Genomic DNA, 21609 nt, shown 5'->3' with positions numbered 1-21609 from the left:
GCCAAGATGACTCACTACACCTGGCTGCTCGTGGCGCTGCCACTGGCGGGGGCTGCGATCCTGCTGTTCGGTGGTCGACGCACGGACGCGTGGGGTCATTGGCTGGGTACGCTGGCCGCCCTCTCGGCGTTCGGGGTGGGCGTCACGCTGCTCGCTGACCTCCTGAGCCGCGCCGGAGACGACCGAACCATCCGTCAGACGGTGTTCAGCTGGATACCGGTCGGTGGCCTACAGGTCGACTTCGGCTTGCAGATCGACCAGTTGTCGATGTGCTTCGTGCTGTTGATCTCCGGTGTCGGATCGCTGATCCACATCTATTCGATCGCCTACATGGCCGAGGACGAGGACCGTCGCAGATTTTTCGGCTACCTCAACCTGTTCCTGGCGTCGATGCTGCTGCTCGTGCTCGCCGATAACTACGTGCTGCTCTATGTCGGCTGGGAGGGTGTCGGTCTGGCGTCCTACCTGCTTATCGGGTTCTGGTATCACAAGCCGTCTGCCGCCACGGCGGCCAAGAAAGCGTTCGTGATGAACCGGGTCGGGGATGCCGCCCTGGCGCTGGCGATGTTCCTGATGTTCAGCACGTTCGGCACGCTGTCCTACAGCGGAGTGTTCGCCGGTGCGCCTGCGACCAGCGAAGGCGTCTTGAACGTGACTGGGTTGCTGCTGCTGCTGGGCGCGTGTGCCAAGTCGGCGCAGGTGCCGCTGCAGGCCTGGTTGGGGGACGCGATGGAAGGCCCCACCCCGGTGTCGGCGTTGATCCACGCGGCCACCATGGTGACGGCCGGTGTGTACCTGATCGTGCGCTCCAACCCGCTGTACAACCTGGCCCCGGATGCGCGGCTGGGTGTGGTGATCGTCGGCGCCGTCACCCTGATGCTCGGGGCGTTCATCGGGTGCGCCAAAGACGACATCAAGCGCGCCCTTGCCGCGTCCACCATGAGCCAAATCGGTTACATGGTCCTGGCGGCGGGCTTGGGTCCGGCCGGCTATGCGTTCGCGATCATGCACCTGCTCACACACGGCTTCTTCAAGGCCGGCCTGTTCCTCGGGTCCGGGTCGGTCATCCATGCGATGCACGAAGAACAGGACATGCGCCGTTACGGCGGCCTGCGTGCGGCGCTCCCCGTCACCTTCGTGACGTTCGGACTGGGATATCTGGCGATCATCGGCGTGCCACCATTCGCGGGATTCTTCTCCAAGGACGCGATCATCGAGGCGGCGCTGGGGGCCGGCGGGGTCCGCGGTTACATCCTTGGCGGGGCGGCGCTGCTGGGCGCGGGCATCACCGCGTTCTACATGACGCGGGTGATGCTGATGACGTTCTTCGGTAAGAAGCGTTGGGCGCCGGGCTCGCATCCGCATGAGGCGCCCGCCCTGATGGTGTGGCCGATGATCCTGCTCGCGTTCGGTTCGGTGTTCTCCGGTGCGCTGTTCGCGATCGGCGGCACGTTGCAGCACTGGCTCGAACCCGTAGTGGGCGCACACGAGGAAACCGCGCATGCCGTGCCTCAATGGGTCAGCACATCGCTCGCGCTGGGGGTGGTCGTCGTCGGTATCGCGGTGGCCTATCGGATGTATGGCGGCAAGGCGGAAATTCCGCGAGTGGCCCCGTCTCAGGTCTCGGTGCTCACGGCAGCGGCCCGCGCCGACGGCTACGGCGACGCCTTCAACGAGGAGGTTTTCATGCGCCCTGGTGCGCAGCTGACATACGCACTGGTCGGCATCGACAACGCCGGCGTCGACGGGTCGATCAACGCACTTTCGGCAGGGGTCGGGCGGACATCGAACCGGTTGCGGCGCATGCAGACTGGTTTTGCCCGTAACTACGCGTTGTCGATGCTGGTGGGTGCGGCTCTGGTGGCCGGCGCGCTGTTGGCGGTGAACCTGTGGTGAATTCGAGCCTGCCGTGGCTGAGCGTGCTGTGGCTGCTGCCGCTGGCGGGTTCGGTCTTGATCATTCTGCTGCCGCCTGGTCTGCATCGTGCCGTCAAATGGATCGGCGTGGCCATGAGCATTCTGACCCTGGCGGTGTCGCTCGTCGTCGCCGCCGGGTTCAAGGCTGGCGGAGACACCTACCAGTTCGGCGAAAAGCACTCCTGGATCCCGTCTTTCGGCGCCGGTTACACGCTGGGCGTGGATGGCATCGGCCTGATCCTGGTGCTGCTGACCACGGTGCTGGTTCCGGTGCTGCTGGTGGCCGGCTGGAACGACGGCGGTGACGCCGACGACTCGTCAGGTCGCGAGGGCCGCCCGCGCGGGGTGCACGCCTACGTCGCGCTCACGCTGGCCATCGAGTCGATGGTGCTGATCTCCGTGGTCGCTCTCGATGTGCTGCTGTTCTACGTGTTCTTCGAAGCGATGCTGATCCCCATGTACTTCTTGATCGGCGGGTTCGGACAGGGCACTGAGCGTTCGCGAGCGGCGGTTAAGTTCCTGCTGTACAACCTATTCGGTGGGTTGATCATGCTCGCGGCGGTGATCGGGCTGTACGTGGTGACTGCTCAGCACGGCGAGGCCACCTTCGACTTCGTTCGACTCGTCACTGACGTGCGGGAGGGCAAGCGTTTTGCCGACGTGGATCCCGCGGTGTTCAAGGCGCTGTTCCTGGGCTTCATGTTCGCGTTCGCGGTCAAAGCGCCGTTGTGGCCGTTCCACCGCTGGCTGCCCGACGCCTGCGTGGAGGCCACACCGGCCACCGCGGTGCTGATCACCGCGGTGATGGACAAGGTCGGCACCTTCGGCATGCTGCGTTATTGCCTGCAGCTATTCCCTGACGCCTCAACGTATTTCCGGCCGGTGATCGTTACGTTGGCCATCGTCGGGGTGATCTACGGTGCGATCGTCGCGATCGGTCAGACCGACATGATGCGGCTTATCGCCTACACCTCGATCTCACACTTCGGGTTCATCATCGCCGGTATCTTCGTGATGACATCCCAGGGGCAGAGCGGTTCAACGCTGTACATGCTCAACCACGGCATCTCGACCGCCGCGGTGTTCCTGATCGCGGGCTTCCTGGTCTCGCGCGGGGGCAGCAGGTTGATCGCTGATTACGGTGGCGTGCAGAAAGTGGCGCCCATCCTGGCCGGGACATTTCTGGTGTCCTGCATGGCGACCTTGTCGCTGCCCGGACTCGCCCCCTTCGTCAGCGAATTTCTGGTGCTGCTGGGCACTTTCAACCGTTACTGGATTGCGGCGGCCTTCGGTGTCACGGCTCTGGTGCTGGCCGCGATCTATATGTTGTGGCTCTACCAGCGGACGATGACCGGGCCACTGGCCGAAGGTAACGAAAAAATTCGCGACCTGGTGCCACGCGAAATGGCCGTCGTCGCACCGCTGATCGCGCTACTGCTCGCGCTTGGGGTGTATCCCAAACCGGTGCTGGACCGGATCAACCCGTCGGTCGAACACACCATGAGCACCATCCGACAGCAGGATCCGGCACCGACAGTGCCTATGGGCGTGCGCCCGACGACAGCCGAAGGACCGCACCGATGATCAACAAGCCCAGCGTTGAGTACTTCCTGCTGTCGCCGATGTTCATCGTGTTCGCGGTGGCGATCCTCGGCGTGCTGGCCGAAGCGTTCCTGCCGCGCCGCGTTCGGTATGGCGCGCAAGTCGCCCTGACCCTGTCGGGTTTTGCGGCGGCATTCGCTGCGGTCATCCTGGTGGCCAAATCCGTTCCCGCAGCTGGGCAAGCCACGGTGCTCGGGGCGATAGCTGTGGACCGGCCGGCATTGTTCTTGCAGGGCACCGTGCTGCTGGTTGCTGTCCTCGGCACCATCTTCATCGCCGAGCGGCGACACGTAATCACCAAAGCCAAGGTGTTCGCCGGACTCGATTCGTTTACGCCCCAAGCTTCGGCGACACCTGACAGCGACACCGAGCTCGAAGCCGAACGTGCAGGCGTCGCCCAGACCGAACTGTTTCCCCTGCTGACGCTTTCGGTCGGCGGCATGATGGTGTTCGCCGCGTCCAACGACTTGCTGACGATGTTCGTGGCCTTGGAAGTCCTCTCATTGCCGCTGTACCTGATGTGTGGCCTGGCGCGGCACCGTCGGCTGCTGTCGCAGGAGGCGGCACTGAAGTACTTCCTGCTCGGCGCGTTCTCCTCGGCCTTCTTTCTCTACGGCGTCGCGTTGCTCTACGGCGCCACCGGCACGCTGACTTTGCATCTGATCCGCGATTCGCTTGCGGCGCAAAACGATAGGTCCATGGCCCTGGTGGGTGTGGCGCTCCTGGCGGTCGGCCTGTTGTTCAAAGTCGGTGCCGTCCCGTTCCATTCGTGGATTCCTGACGTGTACCAGGGGGCACCGACCCCGATCACCGGCTTCATGGCCGCGGCCACCAAGGTGGCGGCGTTTGGCGCCCTGCTTCGCGTGGTCTACGTGGCGCTGCCGCCGCTGCACGCTGACTGGCGCCCGGTGTTGTGGGGCATTTCGATCCTGACCATGGTCGTGGGGACCATCACCGCGGTGAACCAGACCGATGTCAAACGGATGCTCGCTTACTCGTCGGTGGCGCACGTGGGCTTCATCCTCACGGGTGTGATCGCAGACAATTCGGCCGGCCTGTCGTCCACCATGTTCTATCTGGTGGCCTACAGCTTCAGCACGGTAGGCGCGTTCGCGATCGTCGGTCTGATCCGCAATGCGGACGGTGTGGAGGATGCCAGCCTGGCGAATTGGGCCGGCCTGGGGCAACGCTCTCCCATTGTGGGCGTGATGCTTTCCATGTTCCTGCTGGCATTCGCCGGCATCCCGCTGACGAGCGGCTTCATCAGCAAGTTCTCGGTGTTCAAGGCCGCCGCCGAAGGCGGCGCCGTGCCGCTGGTGATCATCGGTGTGGTCTCCAGCGCGGTCGCGGCGTACTTCTATGTGCGGGTGATCGTGCTGATGTTCTTCACCGAGGGAACCGACGACACACCACACGTGGTGGCCCCGGGCGTACTGAGCAAGGCGGCCATCGCGGTGTGCGCATTGGTCACCGTGGTGCTGGGCATCCTGCCGCAACCGGTGCTGGACTTGGCCGATCGCGCGGCGATACTACTGCAGCACTGACGCTTACCGCCCTGCAGCACTGACGCTTACAGCCTTGCGGCACTGACGATTACGGTTGTGCGGCACTGACCATTACGGCCGGCCGAAGAAGCCGGCTTGATCGTCGCCTTGGTTGCCGACCCCGGAGCTGTAGTCGCCGGAGTTGACGAAGCCGGAACCGAAGCCACCTGAGTTGCCGAATCCGGAATTCGCGGTTCCCGAGTTATTGAAGCCGACATTTCCAGAGCCCGAGTTGCCCAACCCCCTGTTGTAATCTCCGGTGTTATTGAACCCGATCAGTCCGGTGCCATTGTTCTGGAAGCCTGAGCTACTCAGGAAGCCAGCACCGTTAAGGCTTGTGTTCTGGAAGCCTGAGACGTAGTCGCCGGTGTTGTTGAAGCCGGACACATTAGCGCCGGTGTTCCCGAATCCTGAGACGGTGCCGGGCTGATCGGTGGAGCTACCGATCGCGGTGTTGACATCGCCGCTGTTGAACAGGCCCGTATTGAGATCACCGGAGTTGCCGAAGCCGGTGTTGTTTGCACCCGAATTGAAGGATCCGGTGTTTCCACCGAAGCCCAGTGCTCCGCCGGAGTTGAAATCGCCGGTGTTCTGAACTCCGGCGTTGCCCGAGCCGACGTTCTCATAACCGCCGTTCGCGATACCCGTGTTAGATGAGCCGGCATTGCCGAGTCCGAAGTTCTCACTACCACCGTTGGCGAACCCGGTATTGGCGAAGCCTCCATTCCAGAACCCCGAGTTGACCGACCCGGCGTTGCCGAAGCCGGTGTTGCCATCACCGGCGTTGAAGAAACCGACGTTGCCATCACCGGAGTTGAAGAAACCGATGTTGTTGTTACCGGAGTTTCCGAAGCCGATATTTCCGGTGCCGGTATTCAGGGCGCCGATGCCGATCTGGTTGTCACCGGTGAGTCCGAAGCCGATGTTGTTGTTGCCCAGGTTGCCGAACCCGAAGTTGTTGCTACCGAGATTGCCGAACCCGAAGTTGTTGCTGCCGAAGTTGCCGCTGCCCAGGTTGAAGTTGCCATCATTTCCGCTACCGAAGTTGAAGCTGCCGCGGTTGCCGCCACCAAAATTACTGTCACCGAAGGTGTTCCCGAAGCCGAAGTTCGTCGAGCCGCTGTTGCCCCAACCCAGGTTCAGGTTTCCGATGTTGCCGCTACCGAAATTCGTGTAACCGCTGTTGCCCGAACCGAGGTTGAAGAAACCGAAGTTTCCACTGCCCAGGTTCAGGTTGCCGATGTTCCCGCTGCCGAAGTTGACGTTGCCGAAGTTGCCGCTGCCCAGGTTGAAGTCACCGAGGTTACCGCCACCCAGGTTCCACTGACCCTGGTTACCCAGACCGGTGTTGATATCGGGCAGGGCGAAAATCGCTCCGGGTGCTGCCGCAGCCGACACAATCGGCGCCAATGGCCCGAGGTCCAAACGGAACGCCGGGGTTGCCGCGCGGCCGAAGAACCCGGCCTGGTCGTTGCCCTGATTTCCGATGCCAGAACTGTTGTCCCCGGCGTTGAAGAACCCGGAGGTGTTGTCTCGGACGTTCCCGATGCCCGTGCTGTTTTCGCCCAGCAGATTCACACCGACATTGGCCAACCCGCTGTTGCCAATGCCGGTGTTGAACAACCCTGTGTTGTTGAAGCCGACGAGCGAGGAACCGACGTTCTGGAATCCAGAGGTGCCGAATCCGAAGGTATCGACGTTCTGGAAACCAGAGATGTTGTCTCCCGAATTGTTGAACCCAGAGACAACGGAACCGGTATTGCCGAAGCCGGAGACGGTGCCGGGTTGGTCGACAGAACTGCCGAAGCCGGTATTGACGTTGCCCGAGTTGAACAGTCCCGTGTTGATGTCACCGGCGTTGCCGAAGCCGGTGTTGTGGTTGCCCGAGTTGAACGAGCCGGTGTTGGTGCCAGCGGTGAAGTTCGCACCGCCGGCGTTGAAGTCACCGGTGTTGAATGAGCCCGCGTTTCCGGAGCCGGCGTTGTTGAAACCAGCGTTGCCGATGCCGAAGTTCCCCAACCCGCCGTTACCGGCGCCGAAATTCTCGCTGCCACCATTGCCGAACCCGGTGTTGATCGATCCCGCGTTCCAGAATCCGGTGTTCGTCGAGCCGGCGTTACCGAAGCCGGTATTGCCGTCGCCAGAGTTGAAGAACCCGACGTTGCCGTTCCCGGAGTTGAAGAACCCGATGTTGTTGTTACCGGAGTTCCCGAAGCCCAGGTTGCCGATACCGGAGTTGAGAGCGCCGATGCCGATCTGATTGTCACCGGTCAGCCCGAAGCCGATGTTGTTATTGCCGTTGTTGCCGAACCCGAAGTTCAGGTTGCCGTTGTTACCGAACCCGATGTTGGAATTGCCGATGTTCCCGCTGCCCAGGTTGAAGAACCCGTTATTCCCGCTGCCGAAGTTGGAGCCGCCGAAGTTCCCGCTGCCGAAGTTGCTGGAACCAGAGCGGTTTCCGAGACCGAAGTTTCCGTTGCCATAGGCGTTGCCGCTACCGAAATTCAGGTTGCCGAAATTGTTTCCGCTCCCGAAGTTCGTGTAGCCGATGTTCCCAGAACCCAGGTTGAAGAAGCCGAAGTTCCCGCTGCCCAGGTTGAGGTTGCCAATGTTGCCGCCGCCGAGGTTGAGGTTGCCGAAGTTCCCGCTGCCCAAGTTGAAGTCACCGATATTTCCGCCGCCCAGGTTCCACTGACCCTGGTTGCCCAACCCGGTAGTGACGGACGCGAAGGGATTCGTCATACCGATGGCACCGGAGCCCCCCGCCAGGCTCAACAGTGTCCCGATCCCGGGCAGTCCGCCCAGGCCCGAACCCAAATTCACGCCACCGAGGATCGAACCGACCGTCGAGCCGACCCCGACGCCTACGTTCACAAGTCCGCCGAGACCCGAACCGACCTCACCGAGAACACCACCAAGCAGACCACCGCCGGAACTCCCGCCACCGACGCTCGCATCGACGCCGCCCAGGCCACCGCCCACCAACCCGCCAAGACCACCGCCGCCGACACCGCCCAGGAGGCCTCCGAGTAGTCCCCCGCTCGAGGTGGCTTCAGCGGCGGCACTTGCCACCTGACCCAGCCCCGGCAATCCAGCCAACGTCGAACCCCAGGACGACAAAGTCTTGGCCGCCGCGGATACTCCCCCGTGGTAGCCCACCATTGCGGCTACGTCCGCAGCCCAGAATTCCTCGTACAGACTTTCCGCGGCAGCGATCGCGGGGGCGTTCTGTCCGAAAAGGTTTGACAACACCAACTGCACGAAGGCGTTTCGGTTCGCGGCCACCGCCAGCGGGTGCACCGTCGCTACCTGCGCCGCCTCGAAAGCACTCGCCACGGCGTTGGCCGAACTCGACGCCGCGGCCGCACGCGCCGCGGCCGCACTCAACCAGCCCGCATAAGGCGCCGCTGCGGCAGCCATCGCCGCAGAAGCGGCACCTTGCCAGGCCTGACCCGCCAAACCCGACGTCACGGCGGCGAACGACGATGCAGCGGACTCCAATTCGGCGGCTAGGCCCTCCCAGGCCGCCGCGGCTTGCAGCATCGGACCCGACCCGGCGCCGGCGAAAATCCGCAACGAATTGATCTCTGGCGGCAGAGTGAAGAAACTCATCAGTTCCCCGTTCTATCGAATCCCAGGGGCCGCATTAGACCCGCCGGCCACAGACTGTACGACTAGTCACCATGCGTTTCCCGGCGAATGACACAACCTCATAGAAATAATCTGCTGATCCGTCAATTGATGAACGGACGAGTGGCCAAAACATAGATCGCCAGCACCGCGAGCGGAGCTATCAGCGGCAGCCAAGGCACCTGTAACGGAAATGAGGTTGCGACGAGCCCGGCGAACGTGAACCCGACAGCCGCCACGGTCGTCGGTCCGTTCCAGGCATTTTCTCCAGCCATGGCATATCGATACGCCAGGTAACCGGCGGCACTTAATCCGGAAACTGCGGCCAGCACGTGCGATGCATCCGAAAAAAGCAACGTCATCGCCGTCAATGACACCGCAACGGTTGACGCCGGCCGATATATCGTCCCCAGCCCGACCGCGAGGATTGCGGCGGCACCGAGCGCCAGGGCGGGCCCGCCCTGGCCGACCGTGGCCGCCGCTACCATCAGCACGCCCAGCATCAGTGACAGAACGCGCCCGCCGGATTGAATGAGCATTCAGACTCCGCCCTGCGACTGGCCCCGAACGCGTCGGCGGCGGTCGGGCAAGGCGCCCATCGATTGCTCGAGTGAACGTTCCGACGGCCACGACAGCACGTCGACGCCGATGGTTGTCATGTCGCGGTACATGGCGGAGCGCTGCAGCGCCCACATCCGACCCACCAACGGGTCGTGTTCGCCCTCGAACGGCGAGCTGTCGAGAACATCCACCGCCACCACGACGTGTCCGCGCTTGCGTAAGTCGATGAGGGCCAGCGCGAATTCGGTATCGAGCAGGGTCGAGAATGCGATGACGATCGAACCCGACGGAACTGCGGCGCGGGGCGCCAGCGTTCCGGTGGTCTTCTCGTATCCATCGCCGGCGCCGAGCACGGTGTCGAGCACGCGGTAGAACTGGCGCTGGCCGATGTCCGCGCCGAGCCAGCGCGGACGGTTGCCGCCGAGGGCGACGATTCCGGCGCGGTCGCCGTTGCGCAACGCTGTCTGCACCACCTGAGCCGCGCCACGCACCACGCGTTCGGTGGCCTGGGTCGCGGGCCCGGCGGGCTGTCGATACGTGTCGATCAGCACCACCACGTCAGCGGCGCGGTCGGTCAGCCGCTGCGTTACGTGTAGCCGGCCGCGCCGGGCGCTCACCGCCCAGTTCACTGCGCGCAGCTGATCTCCGGGGATGTAAGGACGGATGTCGGCGTATTCGACCCCGGGGCCGATATGCCGGGTGAGGTGGGCGCCCAGGCGATCGAGCAGTTCGGTTCGGGGGATGGAAGTCGCCTGTGGCGGCGTGAGGGGAAACACGATGACGTCGGCGGCGTCAACGGTCCCGGTGCCCCGGATCAGGCCGCCCCGCGCCAGGACGTCGACCCGAGCTTGGATGGAATACCGGCCCCAGCGCTTCGCCACTGCCACAATGTCTTTGGCGTGGCTTGCCGTTGTCTGCAGGACTTCGATCTCCATTCCGTCGACGGCGGTGACGGTGAGCTGTATTGCCCCTGCACCGGATTCGGTGGTGGCCCATATTGATATCCGCGCTTCCTCGTCTTCGAAGCAGCGTTGCGAATCGGGCTCGGCATGCACCTGAACGGCGGGCACCGGCAGCTGCCAGTTCAATGAACACAGCACCCCGAGCAGCGGTGCCGCAAAAGCAATCAACTGCCAGCGTCCACCAATAACCGCGGACGCCAACGCGACTCCGACGCAGGTGGCAATCGACAACGTCAATTGCGAGGCACGCCAGCGAAACTTGACGTCGCGAGTTTGTATCACCCGGGATTGTTCTTTTCGTTGGCTCGGGGTACGGGCAACCGCCGCAACAGTTCTCCGACCACATCAGCACCCTGGATCTTGCGAACCCACATCTCGGGACGCAGCGTGATCCGGTGTGCAACCGCGGGGGTGGCGAGCGCTTTGACATCTTCGGGGATCACATAGTCGCGACCCAGTAGCAGAGCGCGGGCGCGGGCGAGTTGAACCAGGTCGAGTTCGGCCCGGGGACTGGCCCCGACGGCGACCTGCGGATGGTGCCGCGTCGCGGTGGCCAGGGACACGACGTAATGCAGGACATCTTCGTGCACTGATACCTGCTCGACTGACTCACGCATCGCCAGCAGGTCGTGCGCGTCAACCACTTGATTGACCGTGGGTTCTGCCGATCCGCGTTCCAACCGGCGCCGCAGCATTGCCGTCTCGTCTTCCTCAGAGAGATAGCGCAGTTCCATCCGCATCGCGAACCGGTCGAGTTGTGCCTCCGGCAACGGATAGGTGCCTTCGTATTCGATCGGATTGTCCGTGGCCAGGACGATGAACGGCATTGGCAGCTTATGGGTTTGACCATCGATGCTCACCTGCCCTTCAGCCATTGCCTCCAGCAGGGCCGCCTGCGTCTTGGGCGGTGTGCGGTTGATCTCGTCGGCGAGCAACAGATTGGTGAAGATCGGGCCGCGGCGAAACTCGAACCGTCCCGACTGCATGTCGTAGATGGTCGAGCCGAGCAGGTCGGCCGGCAGCAAGTCGGGGGTGAACTGCACCCGGGTGAATTCGAGGCCCAAGGCGGCAGCGAAGGAGCGGGCGATCAGCGTCTTCCCCAGCCCCGGCAGATCCTCGATCAGCACGTGCCCCCGGGCGAGAACTGCGGTGAGGATCAACGTGAGGGCAGCACGCTTTCCGACGACGACGCGTTCGATTTCGTCGAGTACCGCCTCGCACTGGGCGGTGGTCGTCGCGGCTGACATCGTCATAGCTGTGTCCGCGTCACGGTTATCCGCGTCATAGCTGAATCCGCGTGTCTAGCTGTATCCGCGTGTCTAGCTGTATCCGCGTGTCGCGTGTCCTCATACCTGCTCCAACCTCCGCAGAATTTCTTCCAGCGCTGCACGACCCGGGCCCGGTTGGTCGGCAGCGGCATACCCGACGTTGTTCGGGTTAACCCATTCCCATAGTTCGCGGCCGAAAAGCATTTCGCCGGTCGCCCGGAACGATGCCGGGTCTTTGGCCTGTCGTTGACCGGTAGTGAGTTCGAAGCGTCGCGCCAGCATCGGGCGCAGATGACGGTCCCAGTCGGCGCGGGTCGAGTCCGACCACCGGATCGTCGTCTCGGTGCTGGCCAACCAGCGCCGTAGCGAATTGCCGAGATCATCGGAATCCGGTTCGGCCGCAGGCTCGTTGGGATGACCCAGCACGCGACGGATGTTGAGCAGCACCAACGTCAGGCAGGTGCCGGCAGCGGCCAACACGAATCGCCGATCGTGCAGGACTAGTGCCAGCACTTCCATGCAGATGATGAGCAGAATGCCCAGGACGATAAGCCTTTTCATACCGCCTCACTCGAGCGCGGCGCGATCTCGTCGAGGACCAACTCCAGCACCCGCACCGCCGTCTCGCGATGCCCCTCGTTCATGACATGCGGACTGAACCGGGCTTCCTCGAATAGGTTCACCAACTCGATTGCGGTATCAGCCCGCAACGCATGGTGTGCGACGGCCCGGGCCAACACCTCAGTGGGCGTGTCGGCTTCCTGGGGGACGGCGCCGGGCACATTCGCCAACTCGCGTTCCATCGCGGCATAACAAGCGATGATCGCCTCGCGGGGCCGCCGGCTGAGATCGGCCATCTCGGCCAACCCGACTTCCGCGGCACGCACCAGTGATTCCGACGCGTCCTCTGCTGCCGGGGTGGCGATTTGATCGCCGGGGGTGGCCGCCGGCGCACCCGGGCGTTGTCGGCGCCGCGACGCAACGACTCCCCCGGCGAACAACATCAGCAGCACCGGTACGAACGCGAGCAGGTCCCCCAGCATGTCACCGCTGTCCTTCTGACGCGGGTGCTGTTCCGGCGGCGCGCTCCCGCCCGGCGCCGGCGTGGGCGAGGAGTTCGAGGATTGTTGCGGCGCATCGAGATTGACTTCTGGCGGAGCCCACAACCGGGACAGCAGGAACACGATTGCCAGCCAGGCCACCACCACCCCGATTGCTATCGACACCACCCGCCAGCTGGGTCGTTCGCCGCGGCCCCGGCCGAGCATTTCCGACAGATCGCTCGAACCGGGCGCGACCGATTGCGGGTCGCGGAGCCGGGCCACGATGGAAAACGCCAACAGGCCCACGGTCGCAGCGATTGCCGCGATGAGAAACACCAGTGCGGCGTTGTTTCCGCCGTTCTCCGCCGGCCGCGCGCCATGGTGGGGCGGCAGATACCCGCGCAGGGCGGCTGCACCCACAATCAGCAGGACGAGCACCGCGATTACGCGGCCCGTGGGCTTGTCGAACATCAGCGGAAGGCCATCAGGCGCCTCATAGCCGAAGGCTAGCGGCGCTTGCCTGCGCCGGTCCAGTGGCGGCGGTGACTTGTCGGGGGGTGAGCGTAGAGTCGCACGTATGTTCGAATTAGCGGATTTGGCGGCAGTCGAGGCCGGGGCCGGCGAGGCCGAGTTGGTCGCCCGGATCACCGCCTTGGAACAGGTCAAAAGTGCCGCCGCGGCGGGTCAAGCCCGGGCGGCGGCGGCGCTTGAGGCCGCCCGGCGCGCGGCCGAGGTCGCGGCCGGGGTGCCGGCGGACAAACGCTGCCGCGGAGTGGGTAGTGAGATAGCCCTGGCGCGGCGGGATACACCGGTACGCGGTGGGCAACATCTCGGTTTGGCGAAGGCCCTGCTCCACGAGATGCCGCACACCCTGGCCGCTTTGGAAAGCGGAGCGCTCTCCGAATGGCGGGCCACCTTGATCGTGCGCGAATCCGCCTGCCTGGATGTCGATGATCGGCGCGCCCTGGACCGCGAACTGTGCGCCGATACAGCCAGGTTGGCTGGCCTGGGCGACAAGCGGATCGCCGCCGCGGCCAAGGCGATCGCCTACCGGATGGACCCGCACGCCGTGGTCGATCGTGCCCCCAAAGCCCAAAAGGACCGCACCGTCACCATCCGCCCTGCCCCCGACACCATGACCTGGGTGTCGGCTCTACTGCCGGTCGCCCAGGGCGTCGGCGTGTATGCCGCACTGCGCCGCACGGCGGACACCACCTTCGATGGCCGGTCACGCGGCCAGGTCATGGCCGACACGCTTTTTGAGCGCATCACCGGTAGCCCCGCCGATGCCGCTGCCCCGGTTGCGGTCCAGGTGGTCATCTCCGATACCGCCCTGCTCGGCCAGGACGCCAGCCCGGCGCTGATCGACGGCTACGGGCCCGTCCCGGCCGAGGTGGCCCGGACCATGATCAACAACGCGCTGACCGACCGGCGCTCCCGGGCGAGCCTGCGCCGCCTGTACGCCCGCCCCTCGACCGGCGCCCTGGTCGCCATGGAATCCCGCAGCCGCACCTTTCCCCGTGGACTCGCCACCTTCATCGGGCTGCGCGACCAGACCTGCCGCACACCCTACTGCGACGCTCCCATCCGCCACCGCGACCACGCGCAACCGTGGCGGCGCGGCGGCAAGACGACTGCCGACAACGGCCAAGGTCAGTGCGAGCTTTGCAACTACACCAAAGAAGCACCGGGCTGGCAGGTCCACACCGCCACCACCGACGGCCAGCACAGCGCCGAGTACACCACGCCGACCGGCGCCCGCTACCGGTCCACCGCACCACCTTTACCGGGCCACCCCAGAGTCGACATCAGCGAAATCGAAACCATCGTCGGCATCACACTGATCGACCGCCACGCCGCCTGATTAGGGGCTGAACGGTGTATAGCTGCCGTCGAGCACCTGTAGGTGACCGATGGTGCGCCCGGTGATCGTTGCCGCATCCACTCGCGTCAATTGCACTGCAGCTTGCGCGAATTCGTCAGCCGAGCTCACGTCGTCGAAGCCGTGGGCGTAGTACGACAAGCCTGGTGTCATGATCGGCTTGGACGGCGCGAGGGCATTCACCGCGACGTTGTATTCCGCGAGATCGTAAGCGGCGCATTGGGTGAGATGCTCAAGGGCTGCCTTCGATCCGCCATAGCCGGGCAGGACGCCGGCACTGCGGTCAGGATAGGGCCCGTCTCCGGGCAGGCGCGAGGCCACCGAGGTGATGTTGACGATCGAGCCGCCACCCGCAGCAATCATGTCGGGGGCGACCAATTGCATGAGCTCGTAGGCGGCGAACAAGGCGATCTCGAAATGGCGGCGATAGGCGGCCAGCGGTGTGCTGACGAAGCCGGGCCAGCCGGGCTTGGCCTGTGCGGCTTGCTTGGGGCGCGGTTGAGCACCCGGACGGCCGGGCGCAGTGAACGCGGCGTTGTTGATCAGCATTGTGATGGGACCCAATGCGTCTCGCGCGGTATCGACCAATCGCACGATGTCGTCACGGTCGGTCAGGTCGGACCGGACTGCTACCGCCTGCCCGCCCGCCGCCTCGATGTCGGCGACGGTCTCGCCGATCGTGCCGGGCAGCCGGTCGTCCCAGACGGCTTCGGTGCGGCCGGCTACGGCCACCCCGACCCCCTCGGCCGCCAAGGCCAGCGCAATTGCCCGGCCCAGGCCCCGACTCGCCCCGGTGACGATCGCCGCGGTCATCGAGTGACCCCATGGACGATGATCGCGGTCGTCTGCGCCACCCAGGCATCGTCGAGTATCCGGTCCGGGTACAGCAGCATCCGCAGCATCGTGGCGCCTCCGATCAATTCGATCAACCGGTCCGGGTCGACGTCGGGGTGCGCCTCGCCGCGGTCCACCGCTTCCTGCAGCCGTATCCGCACCGCAGCGAACAACCCCGCGAAGCGGGACATGACGCGGGCGTTGAGCTCAGCGTCGGCGGTCATATCTGCCATCAACCCCGGCAGTGCGGCCCGGACCACCGGTGTGGTGAAGACGTCACGGGTGGCCTCGATCATCATCTGGATGTCGGCGGCGAAGTCACCGGCGGGTGCCTGCAAGGCCGTCGGTGCTACCGGAAAGGCGGCCTCATGCACCAGTTCGGCCTTGCTCGACCACCTGCGGTACAGCGCCGATTTCGTTGTCCCGGCACGTTCGGCGACCGCAGCCAGGCTGAGGCTCGAATAGCCGAAATCCACAAGCAATTCCGCGGTGGCGGTCAGGATGGCCGAATCGATGCGCGGATCCCGCGGGCGCCCGGCTCCGGGGGCCTTGTCAAGGGTTGACGGGTCTGCTTTCATAACGCTACCTACCGTATCGTAATTACCCCGCAAAGGAAGCACCGTGGCCAATGAACCGGCGGTCGAAGATGTAGGCCGCATGCAACGCTCGAGCCGCGACACCGCCACCGTCCCTGACCTCATGTCTCGTTGGTTAGCGACAGTGCTTCCCGTTGCTCCCGAGGTCACCGTGGAGAGCGGCGTGGACTCCACGGGCATGTCCTCGGAAACCATCATCCTGACGGCCCGCTGGCAGGACCAGGAGCAAAAGCTGGTGGTGCGGGTGGCGCCCACCGCTCAAGACATCCCGGTGTTCCCCAGCTATCGCCTCGACCACCAATTCGAAGTGATCCGCCAGGTCGGTGAGCTGACCGACGTCCCGGTACCCCAGGTGCGCTGGATCGAGAACACCGGCGAGGTGCTCGGCGCCCCGTTCTTCGTGATGGATTACGTGGATGGTGTGGTGCCACCTGACGTAATGCCATACACGTTCGGGGGCAACTGGTTCGCCGACGCACCGGCCGAACAGCAGCGCAAGCTGCAGGATGCCAGTGTGCAGGTACTGGCCCGCCTGCATTCGATCCCGCAGGCGGATAAGACATTTGGCTTCCTCAGCGAAGGGCTGACCGGCGAGACCGCGCTGCACAAGCATTTCGCCTGGGTCAAGTCGTGGTATGACTTCGCCGTCCCGGACATCGGGCGGTCACCGTTGGTCGAACGCAGCTTGCAGTGGCTGCAAGACAATTGGCCCGAGGAGGCCGCGACACGCGAGCCCGTGCTGCTGTGGGGCGATGCCCGGATGGGCAACGTGCTGTACCGAGACTTCGAACCGGTGGCGGTACTGGACTGGGAAATGGTGACACTCGGCCCACGCGAACTGGATGTGGCATGGATGATCTATGCGCACAAGGTGTTTGAGGAGCTGGCCGGTCTGGCGACGCTGCCCGGGCTGCCCAATGTGATGCGCGAGGAGGACGTGCGCGCGACGTACCGGCAACTCATCGGCGTAGAACTCGGCGACCTGCGGTGGTTCTACGCATATTCCGGCGTTATGTGGGCGTGCGTGTTCATGCGCACCGGCGCACGTCGGGTGCACTTCGGTGAAGCCGAGAAACCCGACGACGTCGAGTCGCTGTTCTACCACGCCGGTTTGATGAAACGCCTTATTGGAGAGGAGCGCTAATGGCGCACAGTCTGGGCCCGCTCGACGAGTACCCCGTTCATCAGCTGCCCCAGCCGATCGCCTGGCCCGGCTCCTCGGACCGCAACTTCTACGACCGCTCCTATTTCAATGCCCACGACCGCACCGGAAACATCTTCGTGATCACCGGCATTGGCTACTACCCCAATCTGGGTGTGAAGGACGCGTTCCTGTTGATCAGGCGGGGGGACACCCAGACGGCAGTGCATGTTTCCGATGCCATCGACCAGGACCGGTTGCACCAACACGTCAACGGATATCGAGTCGAGGTCATCGAGCCGTTGCGCAAGCTGCGCATCGTGCTCGACGAAACCGAAGGCATCGCAGCCGATCTCACCTGGGAGGGGTTGTTCGATGTCGTCCAGGAACAGCCGCACATCCTGCGCACGGGCAACCGGGTCACACTCAACGCCCAGCGGTTCGCCCAGTTGGGCAGCTGGAGCGGGCATCTGAGCGTCGACGGAGAGGAAATCAAGGTCGACCCCGCCGCCTGGATCGGCAGCCGCGACCGGTCCTGGGGCATCCGCCCGATCGGCGAAGCCGAACCCGCAGGGCGCCCGGCCGATCCACCGTTCGAGGGCATGTGGTGGCTGTACGTGCCCATGGCGTTCGATGACTTCGCCATCGTGCTGATCATTCAGGAGGAGCCCAACGGATTCCGCTCCCTCAACGACTGCACCCGGGTGTGGCGTGATGGCCGGGTCGAGCAGTTGGGCTGGCCGCGGGTCAAGATCCACTACCGTTCGGGCACCCGCATCCCGACCGGAGCGACCATCGACGCGACCCGACCCGACGGCACCCCCGTGCACTTCGACGTGGAATCCAAACTCCCGGTTCCGATCCACGTCGGTGGCGGCTACGGCGGCGATTCGGACTGGCTGCACGGCGTTTGGCGGGGCGAGAAATTCGCCGAACGGCTCACCTACGACATGACCGACCCGGGAATCGTGGGCAGGTCCGGCTTCGGCGTGATCGACCATGTCGGCCGGGCCGTGTGCCGTGACGGCGACGCCGACCCGGTGGAGGGCTGGGGTTTGTACGAGCACGGCGCGCTGGGTCGGCACGACCCGTCCGGCTTCGCCGACTGGCTGAGCGTCGCTCCCTGAACAGCGTCGTAGCTATTGAACAGCGTCGTAGCTATTTCAGCTCGTCGATGAGTTCGGCCAGAGTGGACAAGCCGATCGGGGCCGCCTGATACAGGAACACGGTGTCCGAGACACCGTCGAGGCGGTCCCGGATGTGCGCGGCGATCTCCTTGGGAGTGCCGCACGCTGCGATGGTGTGCATGATGTCGTCGTCGATCAGACCGGCCATCTCCTGCCAGCGGCCCTGCTTGGACATCGCGTTGAGCTCTGGCTGTAGATCCTCCCAGCCATGTGCGGCCAGCACCGGCCGGTACGCGGGCGTGGACCCGTAGAACGACAGCAGCCGCCGGGTTCCGGCGGCAGCCTGTGCCGAAGCCTCTTCGGTGTCGCCGGCGGACACGATGATCTCGGGAATGACCGTGAAGTCCTCAGGTCGCCGGCCGCTGGCCTGCAGGCCCGCCCGTACCGCGGGCAGGGTGTTCGTCTGCAGAAACCGCTTAGAACCGAACGGCATAACCAGCAACCCGTCGGCGTGCTCGGCGGTCGCCCTAGTCAACCGAGGTCCCAGCGCGCCGACGAAAATCGGCGGTGCCCCGTAGGGATTCGGGCCGGGATTGAAGGTCGGCGTCATCAGCGTGTGCCGGTAGTAGTCACCGCGAAAGTCCAAGCGGGCACCAGTATTCCACGCCTCGAAAATGGCGCGCAGCGCCGCGATCAGTTCGGTCATGCGGGCCACCGGGCGGTCGAACTGGGCGCCGAACCGCTTCTCGATCTGAGGGCGAATCTGGGTGCCGAGTCCCAACATGAATCGTCCACCGCTGAGCAACTGGTGATCGTTGGCCTGATGCGCCAAGTGGATCGGGTTGCGCGGGAACGCGATTGCCACATTGGTCATCAGGTCCAGGCCACCCACCGTGGCGGCCAGCGTCAACGGGGCGAACACGTCGTGCGGGCCTTCGAAGGTGGCGACACCGTGCGCCCCGGCATCGCGCAACTCGCGCGCCCGATCGGCCGCATCGGCAAGGCCGTACAGAGCGGTGAAAACTTTCAAGGCGGCTACCTCAATTTGCGGTGGCGGATGCGGTACGGGATGCGGACGGTGGTGGCGGATACGGATACGGATGCGGGGCAAAAAGTACAGTACGGAACCCCTTCGATGCTGTTGACTAGAGGACGTGACAAACCCCCCGCGGACCGTCGATGTCGTGGTGGTTGGCGCCGGCTTTGCCGGCCTTGCCGCAGCTCGCGAGCTGACACAACAAGGTCATGACGTGCTGGTGCTGGAGGGCCGCGACCGCGTGGGCGGGCGTTCGTTCACCGGCAGCGTGGCGGGCCTGCCCATCGACCTCGGCGGCTCGTTCGTCGGACCCACCCAGGACGCCGTCAAAGCCCTGGCGGCTGACCTGCAGATACCGACCGCGCCGACGCACCACCACGGCAAGAACATCATCCGCTGGCGTGGTTCGTCGCGCCCATATCGCGGCACCATTCCTCGACTTTCACTGATCGGCCTGATCGACATCGGGCGCTTGCAGTGGCAATTCGAACGAATCTCTCGCACCGTGCCGGTGGCGGCGCCCTGGAACGCGCGGCGGGCCCAGCAGTTCGACGGCGTCTCGCTCGGTGCGTGGTTGCGGTTGGTCCGCGCCACAGCCTCCTCGCGTGACCTGATGGCCATCATGACCCGGGTGACCTGGGGGTGCGAACCAGACGATGTGTCGTTACTGCATGCCGCCCGCTACGTTCGCGCCGCCGGCGGAATGAACCGCCTGCTCGACACCCGCAACGGCGCGCAGGAGGACCACTTCCCCGGCGGCACCCAGCAGATCGCGTTGGCGCTGGCCGCCGAACTCGGTGACCGGGTGGTGCTCAACGGCCCGGTCCGTCGCATCGACCGGCACGGCTCTGGCGTCACTGTCACCACCGATCGCGGTCACACCGAAGCCGGGTTCGTCATCGTCGCCATCCCCCCGGCCCATCGCGCCGCCATCGAGTTCAATCCCCCACTTCCACCCGACTACGAGCGACTCGCCCACAACTGGCCACAGGGCCGGCTCAGTAAGGCCTACGCCGCCTACGAAACGCCGTTCTGGCGGCGCAACGGCTTCTCGGGCCAGTCGCTATCCGACCAAGGCCCCGTATTCATCACATTCGACCTCAGTCCACATCCCGACGGCCCAGGCCTGCTGCTGGGTTTCGTCGATTCCCGCGCTTTCGACTCGTTAGCGCCCGAGCAACGCCGCCGCGACGCCCTACGGTGTTTCGCTGCGCTATTCGGAGACGAAGCGCTCGAACCCCTCGACTATGCCGATCACCGTTGGGGCGCAGAGGAATTCGCTTCAGGTGGCCCGACGGCCGCGGTGCCGCCAGGATCCTGGACGAAGTACGGCCGGGTATTACGCGCGCCGGTCGGCCCCATCCACTGGGCCGGCACCGAGACAGCGGACGTCTGGACCGGGTATTTCGACGGCGCGGTCAGATCCGGCCAGCGTGCGGCCGCCGAGGTAGCCTCGCTGCTATGAGCTGATCCGCCGGTATTGGGCGTGCCGGGCCATCGCGGACTCGGCGAGTCCGCGAAGCTCCCGATTCACTTCCGCGGGCCGTTCCAGCATCGAGCAATGTCCACCGGGCAGCTCTACCAGCCCGACCACGTTGGGCGCGGTTGCGGCGATCCGGCGCGAGTGACTGATCGGCGTGAGCCGGTCCCGTTGGCTGCCGATCACCAGGGTCGGGACCGTCAGACCATCCAGGTTCAGGTAGCGCGACCCCACCTCACCGATCAACATCCGCGCGCAACCCCCGCGCCCCAGCGGCGAAGTCTGCTCGAAGAGCTCGTACACCAGCCGGGCGGTGCCCGCATCCGTGCCCGCTCCGACGGCCATCATCGCCACCAGGTGCTGACTGGGGATCCGGGCCACCGCGGGAAGCGGCAGTCCCCCAACGACATTGATCAACGTGCGGCCGGCCAGCACACGGGCCGGGGACAATCCCCTCGGCACCGAAAGGAACCTGATCTTGCGCAGCAGGTCGCCGCTGGCCGTGTTGATCAATGCGACCGCATCGGCTCGCCGCTGAACCTTGTGCCGGTAACGTTCTGACCAGGCCTGGATTGTCATGCCGCCCATCGAATGCCCCGCGATCACGGCACGCTCGTGCGGAGCCAACGCCGCGTCCAGCACGCAATCTAGGTCGGAAGCCAGGTGCTTGAGACTGTAACCGCCGCGCCGTGGCACTCCGCTGCGCCCGTGACCGCGGTGATCGAAGGCAATGACGCGATAATCGGAAGCCAGATCAGCGATCTGGTGAGACCACGCCCGGATGGCACAGACGAATCCGTGCGTCAGGACAATCGGGTAGCCGTCCGGCGGGCCGAATACCTCGGCGTGCAACCGTGTGCCGTCGGCGGCGCGGACCGCAAGGGTGCTACTGGGCGGCAACTCAACCATTGACTTCGGGCCCGATCTGCCACGCGTAGTGGACTTCTGAGCACTCATCGCCGCTCCCCCCTCGGCGGCTCCATTGCC

At 64.8% G+C, this 21609-nt stretch carries 17 protein-coding genes; 7 read left to right on the top strand and 10 right to left on the bottom strand.

The window, feature by feature from the left end:
* The first annotated feature begins 6 nt into the window (after positions 1-6).
* The 3 genes from nuoL to nuoN are packed head-to-tail and all read left to right on the top strand — an operon-like array spanning position 7 to position 5062.
* Entirely contained in the window at positions 7-1896 is a 1890-nt protein-coding gene (gene nuoL, locus A5636_RS15395) for an NADH-quinone oxidoreductase subunit L (protein WP_065159503.1), read from the top strand.
* Positions 1893-3500, top strand: coding sequence for an NADH-quinone oxidoreductase subunit M (locus A5636_RS15390; RefSeq protein ID WP_065159578.1), 1608 nt, complete (start codon positions 1893-1895; stop codon positions 3498-3500). The genes nuoL and A5636_RS15390 overlap by 4 nt, the downstream gene beginning before the upstream one ends.
* Positions 3497-5062, top strand: a complete 1566-nt coding sequence (gene nuoN / locus A5636_RS15385) for an NADH-quinone oxidoreductase subunit NuoN (RefSeq protein ID WP_065159502.1) — start codon at positions 3497-3499, stop codon at positions 5060-5062. Before A5636_RS15390 ends, nuoN begins: the two co-directional genes overlap by 4 nt.
* A 72-nt stretch (positions 5063-5134) precedes the next feature.
* On the opposite strand, the gene A5636_RS15380 is transcribed toward nuoN, so the two are convergent.
* From A5636_RS15380 to A5636_RS15355, 6 genes are all read right to left on the bottom strand, one after another.
* Positions 5135-8674, bottom strand: coding sequence for a PPE domain-containing protein (locus A5636_RS15380; RefSeq protein ID WP_065159501.1), 3540 nt, complete (start codon positions 8672-8674; stop codon positions 5135-5137).
* Positions 8675-8796: 122 nt separating this feature from the next.
* Positions 8797-9231, bottom strand: coding sequence for a hypothetical protein (locus tag A5636_RS15375; RefSeq protein ID WP_065159500.1), 435 nt, complete (start codon positions 9229-9231; stop codon positions 8797-8799).
* The gene (locus A5636_RS15370) at positions 9232-10497 is read right to left on the bottom strand and encodes a DUF58 domain-containing protein (RefSeq protein WP_065159499.1); all 1266 of its coding nucleotides are present in this window, start codon (positions 10495-10497) and stop codon (positions 9232-9234) included.
* On the bottom strand, positions 10494-11468 hold the full coding sequence (locus A5636_RS15365) for an AAA family ATPase (RefSeq protein ID WP_065159498.1): 975 nt from the start codon (positions 11466-11468) through the stop codon (positions 10494-10496). Before A5636_RS15365 ends, A5636_RS15370 begins: the two co-directional genes overlap by 4 nt.
* 93 nt (positions 11469-11561) lie before the next feature.
* Positions 11562-12044 (bottom strand): hypothetical protein, encoded by a 483-nt coding sequence (locus tag A5636_RS15360; RefSeq protein ID WP_065159497.1) that lies wholly within the window; start codon positions 12042-12044, stop codon positions 11562-11564.
* Complete coding sequence (locus tag A5636_RS15355) at positions 12041-12997, bottom strand: DUF4129 domain-containing protein (protein ID WP_065159496.1); 957 nt, start codon at positions 12995-12997, stop codon at positions 12041-12043. Before A5636_RS15355 ends, A5636_RS15360 begins: the two co-directional genes overlap by 4 nt.
* Positions 12998-13103: 106 nt before the next feature.
* On the opposite strand from A5636_RS15355, the gene A5636_RS15350 reads away from it, so the two are divergent.
* On the top strand, positions 13104-14390 hold the full coding sequence (locus A5636_RS15350; protein WP_065159495.1) for an HNH endonuclease: 1287 nt from the start codon (positions 13104-13106) through the stop codon (positions 14388-14390).
* Here A5636_RS15350 and A5636_RS15345 read toward each other — a convergent pair whose 3' ends face one another.
* Both A5636_RS15345 and A5636_RS15340 read right to left on the bottom strand, forming a co-directional pair.
* Positions 14391-15221, bottom strand: coding sequence for an SDR family NAD(P)-dependent oxidoreductase (locus A5636_RS15345; RefSeq protein WP_065159494.1), 831 nt, complete (start codon positions 15219-15221; stop codon positions 14391-14393).
* Entirely contained in the window at positions 15218-15820 is a 603-nt protein-coding gene (locus A5636_RS15340; protein WP_065159493.1) for a TetR/AcrR family transcriptional regulator, read from the bottom strand. Before A5636_RS15340 ends, A5636_RS15345 begins: the two co-directional genes overlap by 4 nt.
* A gap of 43 nt (positions 15821-15863) precedes the next feature.
* Here A5636_RS15340 and A5636_RS15335 point away from each other — a divergent pair, with 43 nt between their 5' ends.
* The gene (locus tag A5636_RS15335) at positions 15864-16982 is read left to right on the top strand and encodes a phosphotransferase family protein (RefSeq protein WP_065159492.1); all 1119 of its coding nucleotides are present in this window, start codon (positions 15864-15866) and stop codon (positions 16980-16982) included.
* Positions 16982-18106: a hypothetical protein gene (locus A5636_RS15330; protein ID WP_065159491.1), complete on the top strand. Its 1125-nt coding sequence runs from the start codon at positions 16982-16984 to the stop codon at positions 18104-18106. The genes A5636_RS15335 and A5636_RS15330 overlap by 1 nt, the downstream gene beginning before the upstream one ends.
* Before the next feature lie 31 nt (positions 18107-18137).
* Here the strand turns inward: A5636_RS15330 and A5636_RS15325 are convergent, their stop codons facing one another.
* The gene (locus A5636_RS15325) at positions 18138-19136 is read right to left on the bottom strand and encodes a TIGR03617 family F420-dependent LLM class oxidoreductase (RefSeq protein WP_065159490.1); all 999 of its coding nucleotides are present in this window, start codon (positions 19134-19136) and stop codon (positions 18138-18140) included.
* Between the two features lie 124 nt (positions 19137-19260).
* Here A5636_RS15325 and A5636_RS15320 point away from each other — a divergent pair, with 124 nt between their 5' ends.
* Positions 19261-20607 (top strand): flavin monoamine oxidase family protein, encoded by a 1347-nt coding sequence (locus A5636_RS15320; protein ID WP_065159489.1) that lies wholly within the window; start codon positions 19261-19263, stop codon positions 20605-20607.
* Here A5636_RS15320 and A5636_RS15315 read toward each other — a convergent pair.
* Entirely contained in the window at positions 20602-21579 is a 978-nt protein-coding gene (locus A5636_RS15315; protein ID WP_065159488.1) for an alpha/beta fold hydrolase, read from the bottom strand. The genes A5636_RS15320 and A5636_RS15315 overlap by 6 nt on opposite strands.
* Positions 21580-21609 lie beyond the last annotated feature (30 nt).

This window comes from Mycobacterium asiaticum, assembly GCF_001673315.1.
GTDB classification, from domain to species: domain Bacteria; phylum Actinomycetota; class Actinomycetes; order Mycobacteriales; family Mycobacteriaceae; genus Mycobacterium; species Mycobacterium asiaticum_B.
The sequence above is the reverse complement of the archived record's forward strand: the minus strand, read 5'-3'. Positions and strand labels throughout refer to the sequence as shown.

Coding starts and splice junctions, on each gene's coding strand:
- nuoL (WP_065159503.1), top strand. CDS start 7: ATGACTCACTACACCTGGCTGCTCGTGGCGCTGCCACTGGCGGGGGCT.
- nuoN (WP_065159502.1), top strand. CDS start 3,497: ATGATCAACAAGCCCAGCGTTGAGTACTTCCTGCTGTCGCCGATGTTC.
- A5636_RS15380 (WP_065159501.1), bottom strand. CDS start 8,674: ATGAGTTTCTTCACTCTGCCGCCAGAGATCAATTCGTTGCGGATTTTC.
- A5636_RS15375 (WP_065159500.1), bottom strand. CDS start 9,231: ATGCTCATTCAATCCGGCGGGCGCGTTCTGTCACTGATGCTGGGCGTG.
- A5636_RS15365 (WP_065159498.1), bottom strand. CDS start 11,468: ATGACGATGTCAGCCGCGACGACCACCGCCCAGTGCGAGGCGGTACTC.
- A5636_RS15360 (WP_065159497.1), bottom strand. CDS start 12,044: ATGAAAAGGCTTATCGTCCTGGGCATTCTGCTCATCATCTGCATGGAA.
- A5636_RS15355 (WP_065159496.1), bottom strand. CDS start 12,997: ATGTTCGACAAGCCCACGGGCCGCGTAATCGCGGTGCTCGTCCTGCTG.
- A5636_RS15350 (WP_065159495.1), top strand. CDS start 13,104: ATGTTCGAATTAGCGGATTTGGCGGCAGTCGAGGCCGGGGCCGGCGAG.
- A5636_RS15345 (WP_065159494.1), bottom strand. CDS start 15,221: ATGACCGCGGCGATCGTCACCGGGGCGAGTCGGGGCCTGGGCCGGGCA.
- A5636_RS15340 (WP_065159493.1), bottom strand. CDS start 15,820: ATGAAAGCAGACCCGTCAACCCTTGACAAGGCCCCCGGAGCCGGGCGC.
- A5636_RS15330 (WP_065159491.1), top strand. CDS start 16,982: ATGGCGCACAGTCTGGGCCCGCTCGACGAGTACCCCGTTCATCAGCTG.
- A5636_RS15315 (WP_065159488.1), bottom strand. CDS start 21,579: ATGAGTGCTCAGAAGTCCACTACGCGTGGCAGATCGGGCCCGAAGTCA.